At 66.0% G+C, this 16,184-nt stretch carries 14 protein-coding genes; 9 read left to right on the top strand and 5 right to left on the bottom strand.

The window, feature by feature from the left end:
• Nucleotide 1: 1 nt before the first annotated feature.
• From ASD86_RS13585 to ASD86_RS13570, 4 genes are all read right to left on the bottom strand, one after another.
• Nucleotides 2-403: a DUF423 domain-containing protein gene (locus ASD86_RS13585; RefSeq protein WP_157476610.1), complete on the bottom strand. Its 402-nt coding sequence runs from the start codon at nucleotides 401-403 to the stop codon at nucleotides 2-4.
• 374 nt (nucleotides 404-777) lie between these two features.
• A complete protein-coding gene (locus tag ASD86_RS13580; protein ID WP_056111271.1) occupies nucleotides 778-1,869 on the bottom strand; it encodes an SRPBCC family protein in 1,092 nt (363 codons plus the stop codon).
• A gap of 389 nt (nucleotides 1,870-2,258) precedes the next feature.
• The gene (locus tag ASD86_RS13575) at nucleotides 2,259-2,912 is read right to left on the bottom strand and encodes a response regulator transcription factor (protein ID WP_056111268.1); all 654 of its coding nucleotides are present in this window, start codon (nucleotides 2,910-2,912) and stop codon (nucleotides 2,259-2,261) included.
• Nucleotides 2,909-4,111 (bottom strand): histidine kinase, encoded by a 1,203-nt coding sequence (locus ASD86_RS13570; protein ID WP_036109347.1) that lies wholly within the window; start codon nucleotides 4,109-4,111, stop codon nucleotides 2,909-2,911. The genes ASD86_RS13575 and ASD86_RS13570 overlap by 4 nt, the downstream gene beginning before the upstream one ends.
• Nucleotides 4,112-4,252: 141 nt before the next feature.
• On the opposite strand from ASD86_RS13570, the gene ASD86_RS13565 reads away from it, so the two are divergent.
• The 6 genes from ASD86_RS13565 to ASD86_RS13540 all read left to right on the top strand — a co-directional run bounded on the left by ASD86_RS13565 (nucleotide 4,253) and on the right by ASD86_RS13540 (nucleotide 9,296).
• A complete protein-coding gene (locus ASD86_RS13565; protein ID WP_056111265.1) occupies nucleotides 4,253-4,870 on the top strand; it encodes a GNAT family N-acetyltransferase in 618 nt (205 codons plus the stop codon).
• Complete coding sequence (gene minC, locus ASD86_RS13560) at nucleotides 4,867-5,670, top strand: septum site-determining protein MinC (RefSeq protein WP_056111262.1); 804 nt, start codon at nucleotides 4,867-4,869, stop codon at nucleotides 5,668-5,670. Before ASD86_RS13565 ends, minC begins: the two co-directional genes overlap by 4 nt.
• A gap of 25 nt (nucleotides 5,671-5,695) precedes the next feature.
• Entirely contained in the window at nucleotides 5,696-6,505 is an 810-nt protein-coding gene (gene minD, locus ASD86_RS13555; protein ID WP_036109357.1) for a septum site-determining protein MinD, read from the top strand.
• Nucleotides 6,506-6,509: 4 nt separating this feature from the next.
• Complete coding sequence (gene minE, locus ASD86_RS13550; RefSeq protein WP_036109358.1) at nucleotides 6,510-6,779, top strand: cell division topological specificity factor MinE; 270 nt, start codon at nucleotides 6,510-6,512, stop codon at nucleotides 6,777-6,779.
• Between the two features lie 250 nt (nucleotides 6,780-7,029).
• Nucleotides 7,030-7,503, top strand: coding sequence for a hypothetical protein (locus tag ASD86_RS13545; protein ID WP_056111259.1), 474 nt, complete (start codon nucleotides 7,030-7,032; stop codon nucleotides 7,501-7,503).
• A 227-nt stretch (nucleotides 7,504-7,730) separates the two neighbouring features.
• Nucleotides 7,731-9,296 (top strand): SDR family oxidoreductase, encoded by a 1,566-nt coding sequence (locus ASD86_RS13540; protein ID WP_056112707.1) that lies wholly within the window; start codon nucleotides 7,731-7,733, stop codon nucleotides 9,294-9,296.
• Between the two features lie 247 nt (nucleotides 9,297-9,543).
• On the opposite strand, the gene ASD86_RS13535 is transcribed toward ASD86_RS13540, so the two are convergent.
• Nucleotides 9,544-9,921: a hypothetical protein gene (locus ASD86_RS13535; RefSeq protein ID WP_056111255.1), complete on the bottom strand. Its 378-nt coding sequence runs from the start codon at nucleotides 9,919-9,921 to the stop codon at nucleotides 9,544-9,546.
• Between the two features lie 571 nt (nucleotides 9,922-10,492).
• Here ASD86_RS13535 and ASD86_RS13530 point away from each other — a divergent pair.
• From ASD86_RS13530 to ASD86_RS13520, 3 genes are all read left to right on the top strand, one after another.
• Nucleotides 10,493-12,526 (top strand): M2 family metallopeptidase, encoded by a 2,034-nt coding sequence (locus ASD86_RS13530; RefSeq protein WP_056111252.1) that lies wholly within the window; start codon nucleotides 10,493-10,495, stop codon nucleotides 12,524-12,526.
• A gap of 568 nt (nucleotides 12,527-13,094) precedes the next feature.
• A complete protein-coding gene (locus tag ASD86_RS13525) occupies nucleotides 13,095-14,543 on the top strand; it encodes a DUF2235 domain-containing protein (RefSeq protein ID WP_056111249.1) in 1,449 nt (482 codons plus the stop codon).
• Between the two features lie 126 nt (nucleotides 14,544-14,669).
• Nucleotides 14,670-16,124 (top strand): amidohydrolase family protein, encoded by a 1,455-nt coding sequence (locus ASD86_RS13520; protein WP_056111246.1) that lies wholly within the window; start codon nucleotides 14,670-14,672, stop codon nucleotides 16,122-16,124.
• The last annotated feature ends 60 nt before the right edge of the window (nucleotides 16,125-16,184 follow it).

Raw genomic sequence — 16,184 nt, 5'->3', positions numbered from 1 at the left:
CTCAGCGCCTCAGGGCATCGATGGCGTAGACCAGCCACGCCAGGATCATCAGGCTGCCGCCATACGGCAGCAGAGCGGTCGAGGTATGAAGGAAATACGCGCAGGCCAGACCACCGGCGAACACCAACGTGCCGATCAACACCGCGATCAAGGCGTAACGGCCCAGGGCGCGACGCGCCAACGGCGCCAGCGCGGCCAACGCGATGCCATGGCCGAAGGCGTACATCGCGGCGGTCTGCAGGCGCGACTGCCCGGCCGGATCGGCCACGTGCGCGGCGTACGCCGACAAGGCGACCGCGAGCGCGGCCAGCAAGGCCCCGGCGGCGGCGAGAAATCGCGACGAAAACGGCAACGGGAACAACGCGGCTCGCCCATCGCGGGCGTCGTGCGCGGGAAGGTTCATGCGGGTCGAAACCATGGGATTCGTGGAACGCCACGATAGCAGCCGGGCCGCGGCCCGCGGCGCGGCGCGATCCCCGGTCGCATGCAATCGCCAGGAACGTGGCGATCGATGCATCGCACGAGCAACCGCCGCGCCAGCGCTGGCCGGATCACCCCATTTCTTGCGACTGCAGATCGATAGTCCACGCAGCCGCCTTTCGGCGGTCATGCGGGCGACGACGCTCCCGGTCGAAGGCGAGCGACGCAACGCATCACCCGCAATCCATCGCCCGACCGGTGCGCGGCAACGCGAGCGCCAAAAAAAAACGCGCCGCGGAAACCGCGGCGCGTTTTCGCACGCGACACCGCCTTGGCGGCGTCGCGATGTGGCGCGGCTTACTTGACCGGCCAGTACACGTCGAACTTGCCCAGCGCCGGATCGAAGCTTTCGTCGATGCCGGCCTTCCACGCTTCGTACGGGCGATCGGTTGTGGTGTAGCCGCGGGTCAGCGCCCAGGCGCGGACCGCGTCGCGCACCGGCGGCAGCGCCGCGAAGTTGTGGCCGCTGCTGGAGGAGACGACGACCTTGGTCGGCGGCAGCAACTCGGCCTTGACCGGGTTGCCCGGGCCGTCGATCTTGACGTCGAGCTTGGTCGCTTCGGTGCTGGTGTCGCCGATCTTGCGCACCTGCTGGACCACGTCGAACGAGTAGGTCTCGGCGCCGAATTCGTTGGTCACGATGCGGACCGGACCGACCGCCTCGAGGCCGTTGGCGGCGATGACCTTCTTGATCCATTCCATGTTGGAGTGGATCTGGCCCTTGATCTTGTCGTTGTCGCGCGCGACCGCGGCGGTCACGCTGAGCACGTTCTCGGCCGGACGGTCGACGATCTTCGGCGCGCCGGCCGGATCGGTTTCGGCCAGCTTGGAATAGTCGTAGTTCGGCACGGTCGCGAGCAGGTTGCTCAGTCGCGCCAGGCCCATCTTGACGTCTTCGCCGACGTTGCTGCTCACGTACAGGCCGGAGTAGCGACCCAGCAGGTCCCAACCGTAGTCGACGTCGTAGGTCTGGGTGATCTCGACGTTGCGGTTGTTCTTGCCGGTCGGCTTGAGGGTGAACTCGGAGCGCTTGTTGTCGCCGCGCTCGACGCTGCTGATCTTGTAGCCGACCAGCTTGCCCGGCTCGCTCTTGACGATTTCCCAGCTGCCGTTGCCCAGGCCGCGTTCCTTGGACGAATACTCCAGACGGGCGCCGACGCCCTCTTCCTTGCCGACCAGCTTGAGCTCCATGTTCGGATCGCGCAGAGCCAGCGGGTTCCAATCCTTGAAGCGGCGCATGCTGTTCAACGTGTCGAACACGATGGTCAGCTTGCGGTTGGTCTCAACCGAGTGCGACAGATGGCGGCTCGACGGCAGCACGATGCCGACAACCAGGAACAGCACGGCGACGATCGCCAGTGAAATCAGAATCTCGATCAGACGGGTCATTCAGGTTCTCCAGGGCCGGGCCCGGATCGGGCCGGGGGCGCAGACCCACAATCGTAGCAAGATAAATCCCGGCTAGGACAGCCGTCACAGCGAAGAAAATTCGCCGAATCGCCCACTTGGACCATCGCGTCGCGAAAAGCCGGGAAATCACCGGCTTTTCGCCGCCTGCCGCGCGCATTCGCCTCGGTATGCGACGGCCGCGCGGATGCGGATGCGCAAATTCGGACAAGTCGGCGGGGGCCGCGAGTGCGCGGCGCGGGCGCGATCGGTGCCTGCAATGCGCCAGTTGCGCGGCCGATCCAGGTGAACGACTCGCGTGGACGCGAACGCCCGGCGCGTCGCGCCGGGCCGGGGGCGCCTGAATCGACTCGACGATTCAGCCCAACGACTCAGACCAGTTGCAGCTCGAACGCCTTGAGCACCGCGCGGGTGCGGTCGCGCACGCCGAGCTTGGACAGGATGTTGGAGACGTGGTTCTTGATCGTCCCTTCCGCCACGCCCAGCGAATTGGCGATTTCCTTGTTGGAAAAGCCGCCGGCCATCAGCCGCAGGATCTCGGTCTCGCGCTCGGTCAGCGGATCGGGCCGGTCCAGGCTGACGAAGTCGTTGCGCATATGCTCCAGCCCCGACAGCAGGCGCTGGGTCACCGCCGGCTGGACCAGCGAACCGCCGTCGGCCACCGCCTGGATCGCGCCGACCAGCTGCGCCAGCGATACGTCCTTGAGCAGATAGCCCTTGGCGCCGGCCTTGAGCCCGGCCAGCACCAGTTGGTCGTCGTCGAAGGTGGTCAGGATGATGGTCGGCGGCAGGTAACCCGCGCGCGACAGCGCCTGCAGGGCCTCCAGGCCGGACATCACCGGCATGCGCATGTCCATCAGGACCACGTCCGGACGGATCTGAGGAATGACCTCGACGGCCTGACGACCGTCGCTGGCCTCGCCCACGACCTCGATGCCCTCGGCCAGGGCGAGCAGCGAGCGCACCCCCTGCCGGACCAGGGTCTGGTCGTCGACCAGCAATACGCGGATGGGGTTCGGGATCATGCAAGCGCTCCTTCGCGGGCCATGGCGGCCGCGGTGGCCGGGAGTGTCAGCTGCAGGCAAAAGCCCGCCTCGGCCCGGGTTTCGATGAGAAGTTGTCCGCCGTACTGCTGCAGCCGCTCGCGCATGCCGCGCAAGCCGTTGCCGGCGATCAGGTGATCGGCGCCGCGGCCGTCGTCGCGCGCGCTCATGACGATCTGTTCGCCGCTGCGGCGCACGTCGATCCACAAGTGCTGCGCGCCGGCATGACGCACGGTGTTGGTGATGATCTCCTGGGTGCAGCGCAGCAGCACATGGGCGCGCTCGGGGTCGTCCAGGGTCAGGGGCGTTTCTATGTCCATGCGGATGTCCAGCGCCGGTACGTTTTCGGCCAGCGGACGCAGCGCCAGGGCCAGATCGATCGCGCCGTTCTCGCGCAATTGGCTGACCGCCTCGCGCACGTCGGTGAGCAGCAGCCTGGCCAGAGTATGCGCCTGCTGCACGTGTTCCTTGACCCGACCTTCGGACAGGTGGCCGGCGACCTCCAGGTTCAGGCTCAGCGCGGTCAGGTGGTGGCCGAGCAGGTCGTGCAGTTCGCGTGAAATGCGGGTGCGCTCGTTGATCCGCGCGCTTTCGGCCAGCAGGGCGCGGGTCGCGCGCAGTTCGGCGTTGAGCCGGCGCTGGTCCTCGCGGGCCTGGGCCTGTTGCATCGCAACCAACGAGCTGACGAACACCAAGCTGGAGAAGCCGGCATAGGCCAGCGACTGCACGATCGCGACCAGCAGCGGCTGGCCGATGGCGATCACGAACACCGGGATGATCGACAGATTGCCCAGCACCAGCCAGGCCGCGCCGACCCGCAGCGGCAGCAGCCACGGCAGCAGCCCGGCCACGACCATCAGCAAGATGCTGCCGATGCCGCTGTTGGAGTAGTAGCCGACCCCGATCGCGCAGGCGGTCAGGACCAGGACCATGGCGTAATCGGTCGGGCCCGGCCGGCGCTGACCCAGGCCGCGGCTGGCCCACCAGTACACCGCGCCGAAGGCCAGGTGGATCGCGACCCAGCGCAGGATCAGCAGGAAGAAGGTGTGCTCGCTGCCGCCCGGCAGGGTGGCCGCCGCTTCCGGCTCCAGCCACATGATCACCAGCCAGCACCCCGCCATGCCCCAGGTGAACAGCCCGGCGAACCGCATGAGTTGAGTAGGAGTGAGGCGTGCCAGCATGAATGCATGCTAACGGCATGGGCGCCCCCGCCGAGCCGTCCAGAAGTCATGCACTTGCCGTTCGCCCCAGGCGGACGGCCATGCGATAATCGGGACGCCGGCACGGAACGCGTGCCGGTTTTTGAATACTTGGAGCGTGGAATGTCGATCGTCGTCCGCGACGTGCGTGAGCACGAGCTGGATTCCGTCCTTGCCCTCAACAACGCCGCCGGCCCCGCGATCCTGCCGCTGGATGCGGTCCGTCTGCGTCATTTCTTCGACAGCGCCGAATATTTCCGCGTCGCCGAGCGCGACGGGACCCTGGCCGGTTTCTTGATTGGGATGGGCTCGAATACCGGTCACGACAGCAGCAATTTCCGCTGGTTTCGCGATCGTCACCCGGATTTCTTCTATATCGACCGCATCGTCGTCGCCAGCCGGCGCCGCGGCGGCGGTGTCGGCCGCGCGTTCTATGCCGACGCCCAAAGCTATGCCGAGCTGCGCTATCCGCAGCTGGCCTGCGAGGTGTTCCTGGAAGGCGGCAACGACCCGGCGCTGCTGTTCCATGGCAGCTTCGGTTTTCGTGAGGTCGGCCAGCACGTGATGGAAGAGGCCGGCGTGCGCGCGGCGATGCTGATGAAGCCGCTGTGCAGCTACGCCTGGGTGCGCGAAACCTACGGCGACGCCCTGCCCGAGGCCAGCTGGCTGACCCGTCCGCGGGTGCCGGTGCAGCGCGTGCACGACCAGGCCGCGCAGCGGCCGACCGGGACGTGCCCGTGAGCGTAGCCGTGGATTACGAACAAGCCGGCGAACTCAAGATCGGCCAAGTCGGCATCGCCAACCTGCGCATCCGCACCCTCGACGTCGAACGCCTGACCGAAGAAATGCGCAGCCGCGTGCAGCGCGCGCCGAACATGTTCGGCCGCGCCGCGGTGGTGATCGACTTCGGCGGCCTGAGCCAGACCCCGGACGCGGTCACCGCGCAGGCGCTGCTCGATGGCCTGCGCGCCGCCGGCGTGCTGCCGGTGGCGTTGGCTTACGGCACCAGCGAAACCGATCGGTTGGCGCAGGCGCTGGGCTTGCCGTTGCTGGCGAAATTCCGCGCATCGTACGAACGTGCCGACGGCGGCACCACGCCGGAAGCGGTGGCGCCTGCCGCGCCTCGACGCGAGGCCGCGGCGGTAGCCGCGCCGGAGCCGGCTAAAGTGTCGCGTTCGGCTACGGCGCCGGCGGCTGTGGCTCAGTCCACTTCGGTTGGACTGATCCAGTCCGCCCCGGTCCGCTCGGGCCAACAGATTTACGCGGATAACCGCGACCTGACCGTGCTGACCACGGTCGGCGCCGGCGCCGAAGTCATCGCCGATGGCTCGGTGCACATCTACGGCCCGTTGCGCGGCCGCGCGCTGGCCGGCGCGCAAGGCAATACCAAGGCCCGCATCTTCTGCCGCGAGTTCCATGCCGAGCTGGTCGCGATCGCGGGCCATTACAAGGTGCTCGAAGACATCCCGAAGGAGCTGCGCGGCAAGGCCGTGCAGATCTGGCTGGAAGACGAACAAATCAAAATTGCGGCGCTGGATTGACGCCGCACCATTGGAGGAACGTGTTTTGACCGAAATAATTGTTGTCACTTCGGGCAAGGGTGGCGTCGGCAAGACCACCACCAGCGCCAGCCTGTCTTGCGGCCTCGCCCGTCGCGGCCACAAGGTCGCCGTGATCGACTTCGACGTCGGCCTGCGCAATCTCGACCTGATCATGGGTTGCGAACGCCGCGTGGTGTACGACTTCGTCAACGTGGTCAACGGCGAAGCCAACCTCAAGCAGGCGCTGATCAAGGACAAGCGCTTCGAGAACCTGTTCATCCTGGCCGCCTCGCAGACGCGCGACAAAGACGCGCTGACCAAGGAAGGCGTGCAGAAGGTGCTCGAGGACATCGCCGCCGAAGGCTTCGACTACATCGTCTGCGATTCACCGGCCGGCATCGAAAAAGGCGCGTTCCTGGCCATGTACTTCGCCGATCAGGCGGTGGTCGTGGTCAACCCGGAAGTCTCGTCGGTGCGCGACTCCGACCGCATCCTGGGCCTGCTCGCATCCAAGACCCGCCGCGCCGAGAACGGCGAGAAGGTCAAGGAGCATCTGCTGCTAACCCGCTACAGCCCCAAGCGCGTGGAAGACCAGGAGATGCTCAGCATCGGCGACGTCGAGGAAATCCTCGGCCTGAAGACCATCGGCGTGATTCCCGAATCCGGCGATGTGCTCAACGCGTCCAACAAGGGCGAGCCGGTGATCCTGGAAACCGAATCCGACGCCGCCCAGGCCTACGACGACGCCGTCGCCCGCCTGCTCGGCGACACCCGACCGATGCGCTTCACGCAAGTGGAAAAGAAGGGCTTCTTCACCAAGCTGTTCGGAGGCTGAGGTCATGGGTCTGTTCGACTTCCTGCTGGCCAAGAAACCCACCGCCAACGTCGCCAAGGAGCGTTTGCGGATCATCGTCGCGCACGAGCGCGCCGGCCGCGGCGGCGGTCCCGACTATCTGCCGATGCTGCAGCGCGAGCTGCTTGAAGTGATCCGCAAGTACGTCAACGTCGACGCCGAATCGGTCAAGGTCGATCTGATCGGCGAAGGCGACAACAAGGTGCTGGATATCTCCGTCGCCTTGCCGGAAACCCCGCACCAGGCGCAAGCCTGACGGCAAGCGGTCGGCCCGCCGACCGCCGCTGTTTGTCTCGTATCCGCCTGTAGGAGCGGCGCCCTACTGGATTTCCTTCGGTCACGAGCCGCGACCGCGCCACGCTGATCACCGCGCAAACAGCCTATGCCCACAATGGCCAGGCGATGCGGCCTGTCAGGGCGCAACCGACGCAATCACTACGCTCGCGCGGAGCTGTGTCGCAACCCATCGCGACTTATCTCGCTCCTACTTCAAAACATCCCGCCCCATGCTCACCCTGTCCGACATCGCCTTCGACGACGCCGCCGCCCTGCTCGCGCGCTACGACCTGCGTCTGGAGCGGGTCGCCGACGGCGAGGCGATTCCGGGCAGCTACTGGGGCGACAACGAAGCCGGCCTGATCGGCAGCACCGTGTACGCGCGCGGCGACACGCCGGTGCATTCGCTGCTGCACGAAGCCGCGCACCTGATCGTGCTGCCGCCCGAACGCCGCGCGCAGGTGCATACCGACGCCACCGATTCGGTCGAGGAAGAAGACGCGGTGTGCGTGCTGCAGACCCTGCTCGGCGACGCCCTGCCCGGCGCCGGCCGCGACCGCATCCTGGCCGACATGGACGAATGGGGCTACAGCTTCCGCATGGGTTCGGCGCGCGCCTACGTCGAGCAGGACGCCGAAACCTCCTGGCAATGGCTGGCCGAGCACGGGCTGGTGCGGTTGCCTGAACGGGTTCTGGCGATTTAAGACCCAGGCGCCGCGGGTCGAATCAGCGGCCACCCGATCCATCCTCCATCGCGGTCCGCGGGCGGCCACGGGCGCGCACTGTAGAATCACGCCTTCGCATCGCCCTTTTGATCAGCCCCATTGAATCGCGCACCCTCGCCGTGCGCCGCGGACCCCCTCTTTTGAATACTCCCACCGACAACGCCCCGGACGGCGCCGACGCCGCCGCGCAGACCGACCGCGCGCCGCTGCTCGATCGCGTCCGCGACGCGCTCGCCGTGCTCGAACAGCTCAACGCCGACCGCGCGATGCTCGACGCGCTGCCCGCCGATGAGCGCGCGCGCCTGCACCAGGCGATCGCCCAGGCCTTCCATCCCGAACCCAAGGCACGGCGCAAGCAGCTCAAGCAGCAGGCGCGCGACCGCCATCAGGAAAAGCTGCGCAAGGCCGACGAACTGCTCAACCAGACCGGCATCCGCGCGCTGCGCCGCAAGCCGGTATTCACCACGCCGAACTATTTTCCGCCGCAGCCCGCCGGCCAGCACGATCCCAGCAACAACACGCCCGAGCCGATCGCTTACAGCGAGTCGCCCGAGCTGCTGCATTGCTACGTGTGCAAGAAGAAATACACCCAGGTCCATCACTTCTACGACCAGATGTGCCCGCCTTGCGCGGAGCTCAACTACTTCAAGCGCACCGAAACCGCCGACCTTAGCGGCCGGGTCGCGCTGCTGACCGGTGGCCGGGTCAAGATCGGTTATCAGGCCGGATTGAAGCTGCTGCGCGCGGGTTGCGCGTTGATCGTCACCACTAGGTTTCCACGCGACTCGGCGCTGCGTTACGCGCAAGAGCCCGACTTCGCCCATTGGGGCCATCGCCTGGAAGTGTTCGGCCTGGACCTGCGCCACACCCCGAGCGTGGAAGCGTTCTGCAGCGAACTGCTGGCGACCCGCGAACGGCTCGACTTCATCATCAACAACGCCTGCCAGACCGTGCGCCGCCCACCGGCGTTCTACGCGCACATGATGGCCGGCGAGACCTCCGCGCTGCACGAGATGCCCGACGAGGTGCGCCGCTTGGTCGGCCGCTACGAAGGCCTGCGCGCGTTCGATCTGCTGCCGGATGCCGGCGAGAGCGAAAGCAGCACCTTGCAGGCGCAGGGCAACGTGCGCTCGCTGATCGACGCGACCGGCCTGACCCGCGCCGCCGAACTGTCGCAGGTGCCGCTGCTGGCCGACGAACTGCTCGGCCAGGCGCATCTGTTTCCCGAAGGCCGCCTCGATCAGGACCTGCAGCAGGTCGACCTGCGCGGGCGCAATTCCTGGCGCCTGCAGATGGACGAAGTGCCGTCGGTGGAGCTGCTGGAAACCCAACTGGTCAACGCGATCGCGCCGTTCATCATCAATGCGCGGCTGAAGCCGCTGATGCTGCGCGTGCCCGAGGGCGACAGCCCGCGCCGCGACAAGCACATCGTCAACGTGTCGGCGGTCGAAGGCCAGTTCTACCGCAACTTCAAGACCACCAAGCACCCGCACACCAACATGGCCAAGGCCGCGCTCAACATGATGACGCGCACCTCGGCCGCGGATTACCACGGCGACGGCATCCATATGAACTCGGTCGATACCGGCTGGGTGACCGACGAAGATCCGGTCGAGATCGCCGCGCGCAAGGTGATCGAGGAGCGCTTCCATCCGCCGCTGGACATCGTCGACGGCGCCGCGCGCATCGTCGATCCGATCATCCACGGCATCAACACCGGCACCCACGTATGGGGTCAGTTCCTCAAGGATTACGCGCCGACGGATTGGTAATGCCGGCGCCTTGCGCGCGCGGCGGCAGGTCGGTCTCGGTCCTGGCCCGCATGCGGGCCGGGAAGACAGCGGTCACCGACGCCTTCCGTGGCGCCGACGCCATTCAAACTGCGCGGAACGGATTATCCCCATAACCGGACTCCGACTTGTACTGCTGAAGCGTACTGCTTGCTTCCCTTCCCCTGATTGCGCCGTCCAGGCGCCTACTCCCACCGAGTTCCGTATCGGGTGTACGCCGGTTCGCGCGTCAGCGCGCCGCCGTGCGTTCGGCCGTCGCCTGCAGGCGCGCGGCCGGGTGACCCGTGTTCGCGACCACCGATTCGACCTCGGCTTCGCTGACCGGATCGGGCAGCGCCTTGGAGAGCGAACGGTTCGGACCGGCGTCGGCCGGCCCATTCATCATCACCACCCCGACCACCGCCAGCGCGAGCAACGCGAACAGGGCGATACGGGTGATCTGGATCCGTGCGAACAGGCTGCGCGAGGTCGCCGGCGCTTGTTCGCGGGCCCAGCTCAGGTCGGCCGAGAACAGGCAGACCCCGCCTTCGCGCCCGCGCATCGGCAAGGCCGAGGCCAGAGTGGCGGTGTGCAGCGTGCCGTTCGCGGTGCCCGTCGTATGTTTCATGCCTTACCTTTTGAAGCCAGGACCGTGCCGAGTTGGGTGCGCTGAACGGAGCCCTCCGAAGAGATATCCCGATCGGCCCTGCCTGCCCCGGCAGCGCAGCCGATGAACGGCTGCCGTTGGACGTCACTTTTTCCGTTTTCGCGTCACAAATCAATTCTGTTTTTGTGACATGAATCGGGCTAGGCCGGATCGTGGCCGTATCAGAAACTGAACAAACGGCTGCAAAAGGGCTTCACCGTTGCGTAAAGCACACGTGAATAACGAAAATAAAACAATCTAAGCGTTTTCACGTAACGAATTATTTACAAAATTCCGCGACGGCGTTCGCGGGTCACAATGCGCAATTCGCCTGAATCGGCCAAATCCGGGCGCCCCCTACCCGCGCCGTAACCGTTTTCAGCCCGGCGGCTGTGCCGAGTTTGCGCAAAAGTTCCTCACGACCGCTCCAGCGTTCACCTGCCGGACGGACGATCCCACCGGCCCGATCAAGCCCGGCTTGCGCCGGACCGACCCGGCCTCTAGCCTTCTGGCTCGCGCGCGAAGCGCCGCACTTCTTCCGGAGAGAGCACACATGAAACATGTCCGCGCCTTGTTGGCGCTCGGCGTCGCTGCGGCCGTGATCGGCCTGAGCGGCTGCAAGAAGGAACCCGTCCCCTCCTCGAGCACCACCACCGCTCCGGCCACCGCGCCCGAGGGCGAGACCGCGGACCAGTTCATCGCGCGCGTCAACGACGAGTACAAGAAGATGTATCCGGAGATGACCGCCGCGCAGTGGCTGTCGTCGACCTACATCAACGACGACAGCCAGTTGCTGTCGGCCAAGGCCAACGAGCGCTACCTCACCCAGCTCAACAGCTGGATCGAGCAGTCGAAGAAGTTCGAAGGCAAGCAGATGTCGCCGGCGACCGCGCGCGCGATCCAGTTGCTCAAGATCGGCACCGCGATGCCGGCGCCGAAAGACCCGGCCAAGCTCGCCGAACTCACCCAGATCGCCACCCGCATGGAAGGCATGTATGGCTCGGGCAGCTATTGCAGCGGCCCTGGCGACACCGACTGCCGTCAGCTCGGCGATCTGGAGGACGTGCTGCGCAACAGCCGCGACTACGACGCGCAGCTCGACGCCTGGAAGGGCTGGCATACGATTTCCAAGCCGATGCGCAAGGACTACACACGCTTCGTCGAACTGGTCAACGAAGGCGCGCAGAACCTCGGCTACGCCGACACCGGCGAGCTGTGGCGCTCGGGCTACGACATGAGCCCGGCCGAACTCGCCGCCGAGACCGATCGCCTGTGGGGCCAGGTCAAACCGCTGTACGAACAACTGCATTGCTACACCCGCTCGCGCCTGGAATCGAAGTACGGCGTCGACAAGGGCCAGACCGGCGGCGGCATGCTGCCGGCGCACCTGCTCGGCAATATGTGGCAGCAGGACTGGGGCAATCTGTGGGACGTGCTCGCGCCGTACACCGAGCAGCAGGCCGGCAGCCTGGACATCAACGGCGCGCTCGCGCGTCAGTACCAGCAGGTGCTCGATGCACAGGAAGCCAAGGCCGGCGGCGATCGCAGCCCGCTGGAGCAGGCGCAGACCGAGGTCGACGCCAACCTGGCCAACGCTAAGCAGATGACCGAGCGCGCGCAGGACTTCTACGTCTCGCTCGGCATGCCCAAGCTGCCCGACAGCTATTGGGCCAAGACCCAGTTCGTCAAGCCGCGCGACCGCGACGTGGTCTGCCACGCCAGCGCGTGGGACATGAACATGGGCGGCGACGTGCGCACCAAGATGTGCATCAAGCCGAACGAAGAAGATTTCACCACGATCTATCACGAGCTCGGCCACGTGTATTACTACCTGGCCTACAACAAGCAGCCGCCGCTGTTCCAGACCGGCGCGCACGACGGTTTCCACGAAGCCATCGGCGACACCATCGTGCTGGCGATGACGCCCAAGTACCTGCAGTCGATCGGCATGGTCGGCAATCAGCAGCAGAGCAACGAAGCGTTGATCAACGCGCAGATGCGCATGGCGCTGGCGAAGGTCTCGTTCCTGCCGTTCGGCCTGATGATCGACCGCTGGCGCTGGGGCGTGTTCGACGGCTCGATCAAGCCCGATGCGTACAACAAGGCGTGGTGGGAACTGAAGGCCAAGTACCAGGGCGTGGCGCCGGTGCAGGCGCGCGGCGAGGAGTTCTTCGACGCCGGCGCGAAGTACCACGTGCCGGGCAATACCCCGTACACGCGCTACTTCCTCTCGCACATCCTGCAGTTCCAGTTCTACAAGTCGCTGTGCGACGCGGCCGGTTACAAGGGCCCGCTGTACGAATGCAGCTTCTACGGCAACAAGGCCGCGGGCGCGAAGTTCGAGGCGATGCTGAGCAAGGGCGCGAGCCAGCCGTGGCAGCAGACGATGAAAGAGCTGACCGGCGGCGAGAAAATGGACGCCACCGCGGTGCTGGAATACTTCGCGCCGCTGCAGACCTGGCTCAAGCAGCAGAACGAAGGCAAGAGCTGCGGCTGGCAGGCGTCGGCCGCGGGCGCTCCGGCGCCGCTGTCGCCGGCCAAGCCGGCGGTGAAGACCGATGCGAAGGCGAAGCCTGCGCAGGGCTGAGCCGCGCGCGGCGGCGATCGATCGGGCTTGAAGGCTGATCGATAGTTGCTCGCGACATTGAAGCGATACAGACAGGCCGGCTTATGCCGGCTTGTTTGTTATTGGGGATTCGGGATTGGGGATTCGGGGTAGTGGCCGACGGTTCGATTTGGCCGGCGACAGGCGCTGACGTCGAAGCGTCAACGGTCGACTCTCCGCGGCCGATTGTTGGCCGATCCGATCAAGCAAATTCGTTGAAGCATTTGATCGCTGTGAAACGCCGCTCGCGCGAAACAACGTCCATGCGCTCGGGCAGTTCACGCCGGCCCACGCCCTGACGTTTCCCGGGAAAGAACGACGACGACCGGGGCGCGCGATCCGTTGCGTGGCCCAGGCTGGATGGATGTGGTCCGAGTGAAATCGGCGATCACGATCCGGCGAAGGCATGAAGCGACGCATCGAAATCCGGATGCGCCCGCATTCGGATCGGCGAGCGCGCTTTCCGCGGTGAATGCGCGCTCGTCGGCGTAACGAAAGCCGTCGTCGACCCGACCCAAAAGCCCAAGCCCGCACAGGCACGCATTCGACCATGCCAAAGAACATTCTGATATTCGCGGACGGGACCGGCCAGATCGGCGGCGTGCGGCCGGATCAGCAATTGAGCAACATCTACAAACTGTTCCGCGCGAGTCGAGTCGGGCCCGACAGCCCGATCGATCCCAGCGAACAGGTCGCCTATTACGAGCCGGGTCTCGGAACGTCCAATGCGGCCGGCAACGTCAGTCTGGGCCTGTGGGAACGATTGAAATCCTGGGCCGGCCTGGCGGTCGGCCTGGGCTTCAGCACCAACGTCATCGATTGCTACGAGGCCATTCTCAGGCGCTACGAACCGGGCGACCGGATCTATCTGTTCGGATTCAGCCGCGGCGGCTACACCGTGCGCGCCTTGGCCAACGTATTGAATCTGTGCGGCGTGCCGACCACCGATGGTCAGGGTGGTCCGCTGCCGAGAACAGGCCGGGCGCTGCGTGCGATCGCCACCGAGGCGGTCGTGAAAGTCTACGAGCATGGCGCCGGGCACCCGCGCAAGCGATTCGAACGCCAGCGCGAGGCGATTGCCCGGCGTTTTCGATTGAAGTACGGATCCGGAAACAACCCCGCCCGTGGCGACGTCCATCCCGAATTCATCGGCGTGTTCGATTCGGTGGCGGCCTTGGGTCTGCCCGTGCTGGCGCGTTTGGCTTTGATGGGTATCGGTGCATTGGCGCTGGCTGCGGTCGGCATTGCGCTCGGTTCATTGGCCCACTACTGGTTTGATTTAACGCAGTGGGTGGTGGCGACGTCCTTGTTCTCGATCGGCATCTTGCTGGCGCTGTTCGCCTACGCGCGCATCACCTTTCGATGGGCGTCGAAGGACGTTAGATGCGAGACCCGGCCGTGGCATTTCGCCCTGTGGCGCTCGAAGAACTACGATCGTTTTCTGGACCCGCGTATTCCCATCGCGCGCCACGCGCTGGCCATCGACGAAACGCGGATCAGCTTTGGACGCGTCACCTGGGGAAGCCGGGTGAATAAAGACCGGCAGGACGATACGCGCGGACACTTCCGCCAGCGCTGGTTCGCCGGCAACCATTCCGACATCGGCGGCAGCTACGCGGAAGAGGAGTCGCGCCTGTCGGACATCTCCCTGCGCTGGATGATCGACGAAGCGACCGCCGGCCCGCATCCCATTTTGCTGGACACGACCAAACTGCACCTGCACCCGGATCCTCTCGGGCCGCAGCATTGCGAGGTATTCGCACGGCAACAAGGCCCCTGGTGGATGCGCTGCTTCAAGTGGTCCAGCGCGCCTCGTCAGATTCAGGACGAGGCCGAACTGGATCCGACCGTGCTGGAGCGTTTCAAGGCCTCACAGGTATTGATCCGCGATCGCAAGAACGCGTACCGGCCCGAGGCTTTGCTGAAACATAAGCAGGTCGCGCATTACTACTCGCCGGTGCCTGGGGACGACAGCCAAGCACAAGCCAGGCCGCACTGAATCGGGACTGCAGGCACGTCCCGGCGCGAAACCCCTGATCCGATCCATCTCCCCCGCCCGATCGGGACTGGCGCGGGCGGCCGCGCCGCCGGATCATCGCTGCGGACCACGAATCGGAATCGCCGCATGATCGCCCCGCACCGCCGCCACGCCCTCGCGCTGAGCCTGCTCGCCCTCGCCTGCGCCGCCACGACCGCCCAGGCCGCCGGCGAAACCGCCGACCTGCTGATCCGCCACGCCGCGGTGATCGACGTGACCAGCGGCAAGACCCGCGCGAACCAGACCATCGCGGTCAAGGGCGCGCGCATCCTGGCCATCGTCGACGATGCCAAGGCCAGGCGCTTCGAGGGCGCGCGCAGCATCGACGCGCAGGGCAAGTACGCGATTCCGGCGCTGTGGGACATGCATGTGCATTTCGGCGGCGGCGACAAGCTGATCGAGGAAAACAAGAACCTGCTGCCGCTGTACGTCGCCCACGGCATCGCCGCGGTGCGCGACGCCGCCGGCGACCTGAGCCCGAGCGTGTTCGAATGGCGCGACGCGATCAACGCAGGCTCGCTCGACGGCCCGACCATCTTCACCTCCGGTCCGAAGCTGGAGGGCTACAAGTCGATCTGGCCGGGCGACATCGAAGTCGGCAGCCATGAAGAGATCGCCAAGGCGCTGGACCGGTTGCAGGGCTGGAGGGTCGACTTCGTCAAGATCACCGACAACACCTTGTCGCCCGAGTTGTTCATGGACGCGCTCAAGCAGGCGCATGCGCGCGGCCTGCGGGTGTCGGCGCACGTGCCGTTCTCGCTCACCATCGACGAGGTCAGCGCGGCCGGGCTGAGTTCGATCGAACACATCGACTACGCGTACAAGGCCGGTTCCACCCAGGAAGCGCAGATCGGCGCGATGGTCCGGCGCGGCGAGATCGACAGCAAGGAGGGCTGGAACCGCATCCAATCCAGCTTCGACGAAAAAACCGCGCGCGCCGCTTACAAGCGTCTGGCGCGGCGCGGCACCGCGGTCACGCCGACCCTCAACGGCAGCTTCGTGACCACATATCTGGATCGCAACGATCATCGCGGCGACGACTATCTGAAATACATCGGCCCCGGCCTGCAGGCGACCTACGCCTGGCGGGTGGAGCGCGCGGCCAAGGACGACGCAGCCGCGATCGAACGCCGCCATCAGCGCTACGAGCGCGATGCCGCGATCCTGCCGTTGCTGCAGCAGTCGGGCGTGACCTTGCTGGCCGGCACCGACGCGGGCTTTCTCAATTCCTTCAACTACCCCGGCGTGGGGCTGCACGATGAGATGCAGCGCTTCGTCGAGAGCGGCCTGACCCCGCTGCAGACCTTGCAGGCCGCGACGATCAACGGCGCGCGCTTCCTGGGCCAGGAGAAATTGCACGGCACTCTCGCCGCCGGCAAGGCGGCCGATATCGTGTTGCTCGATGCCGACCCGCTGCGCGACATCGCCGCGACGCGTCGCATCGATACGTTCGTGCTGCGCGGCAAGGTGTATGACCGCAAGGCGCTGGATGGGATGTTGGAAGAGGTGCGCAAGCGCGTGGCGGCGCAGAAGGCGGAGTAAGTGCTTGTGTTCCCCGTCGCCACGAAACTGCCGTCGATGTTCCCCTTCGGAAAATAAGGC

It is taken from the genome of Lysobacter sp. Root690, from assembly GCF_001427785.1.
Lineage (GTDB): Bacteria > Pseudomonadota > Gammaproteobacteria > Xanthomonadales > Xanthomonadaceae > Lysobacter.
This window is presented reverse-complemented; position numbering and strand designations above follow the sequence as displayed.

Coding starts and splice junctions, on each gene's coding strand:
- ASD86_RS13565 (WP_056111265.1), top strand. CDS start 4,253: ATGTCGATCGTCGTCCGCGACGTGCGTGAGCACGAGCTGGATTCCGTC.
- ASD86_RS13535 (WP_056111255.1), bottom strand. CDS start 9,921: ATGAAACATACGACGGGCACCGCGAACGGCACGCTGCACACCGCCACT.
- ASD86_RS13545 (WP_056111259.1), top strand. CDS start 7,030: ATGCTCACCCTGTCCGACATCGCCTTCGACGACGCCGCCGCCCTGCTC.
- ASD86_RS13575 (WP_056111268.1), bottom strand. CDS start 2,912: ATGATCCCGAACCCCATCCGCGTATTGCTGGTCGACGACCAGACCCTG.
- ASD86_RS13530 (WP_056111252.1), top strand. CDS start 10,493: ATGAAACATGTCCGCGCCTTGTTGGCGCTCGGCGTCGCTGCGGCCGTG.
- ASD86_RS13585 (WP_157476610.1), bottom strand. CDS start 403: ATGAACCTTCCCGCGCACGACGCCCGCGATGGGCGAGCCGCGTTGTTC.
- ASD86_RS13525 (WP_056111249.1), top strand. CDS start 13,095: ATGCCAAAGAACATTCTGATATTCGCGGACGGGACCGGCCAGATCGGC.
- minE (WP_036109358.1), top strand. CDS start 6,510: ATGGGTCTGTTCGACTTCCTGCTGGCCAAGAAACCCACCGCCAACGTC.
- ASD86_RS13570 (WP_036109347.1), bottom strand. CDS start 4,111: ATGCTGGCACGCCTCACTCCTACTCAACTCATGCGGTTCGCCGGGCTG.
- ASD86_RS13580 (WP_056111271.1), bottom strand. CDS start 1,869: ATGACCCGTCTGATCGAGATTCTGATTTCACTGGCGATCGTCGCCGTG.
- ASD86_RS13520 (WP_056111246.1), top strand. CDS start 14,670: ATGATCGCCCCGCACCGCCGCCACGCCCTCGCGCTGAGCCTGCTCGCC.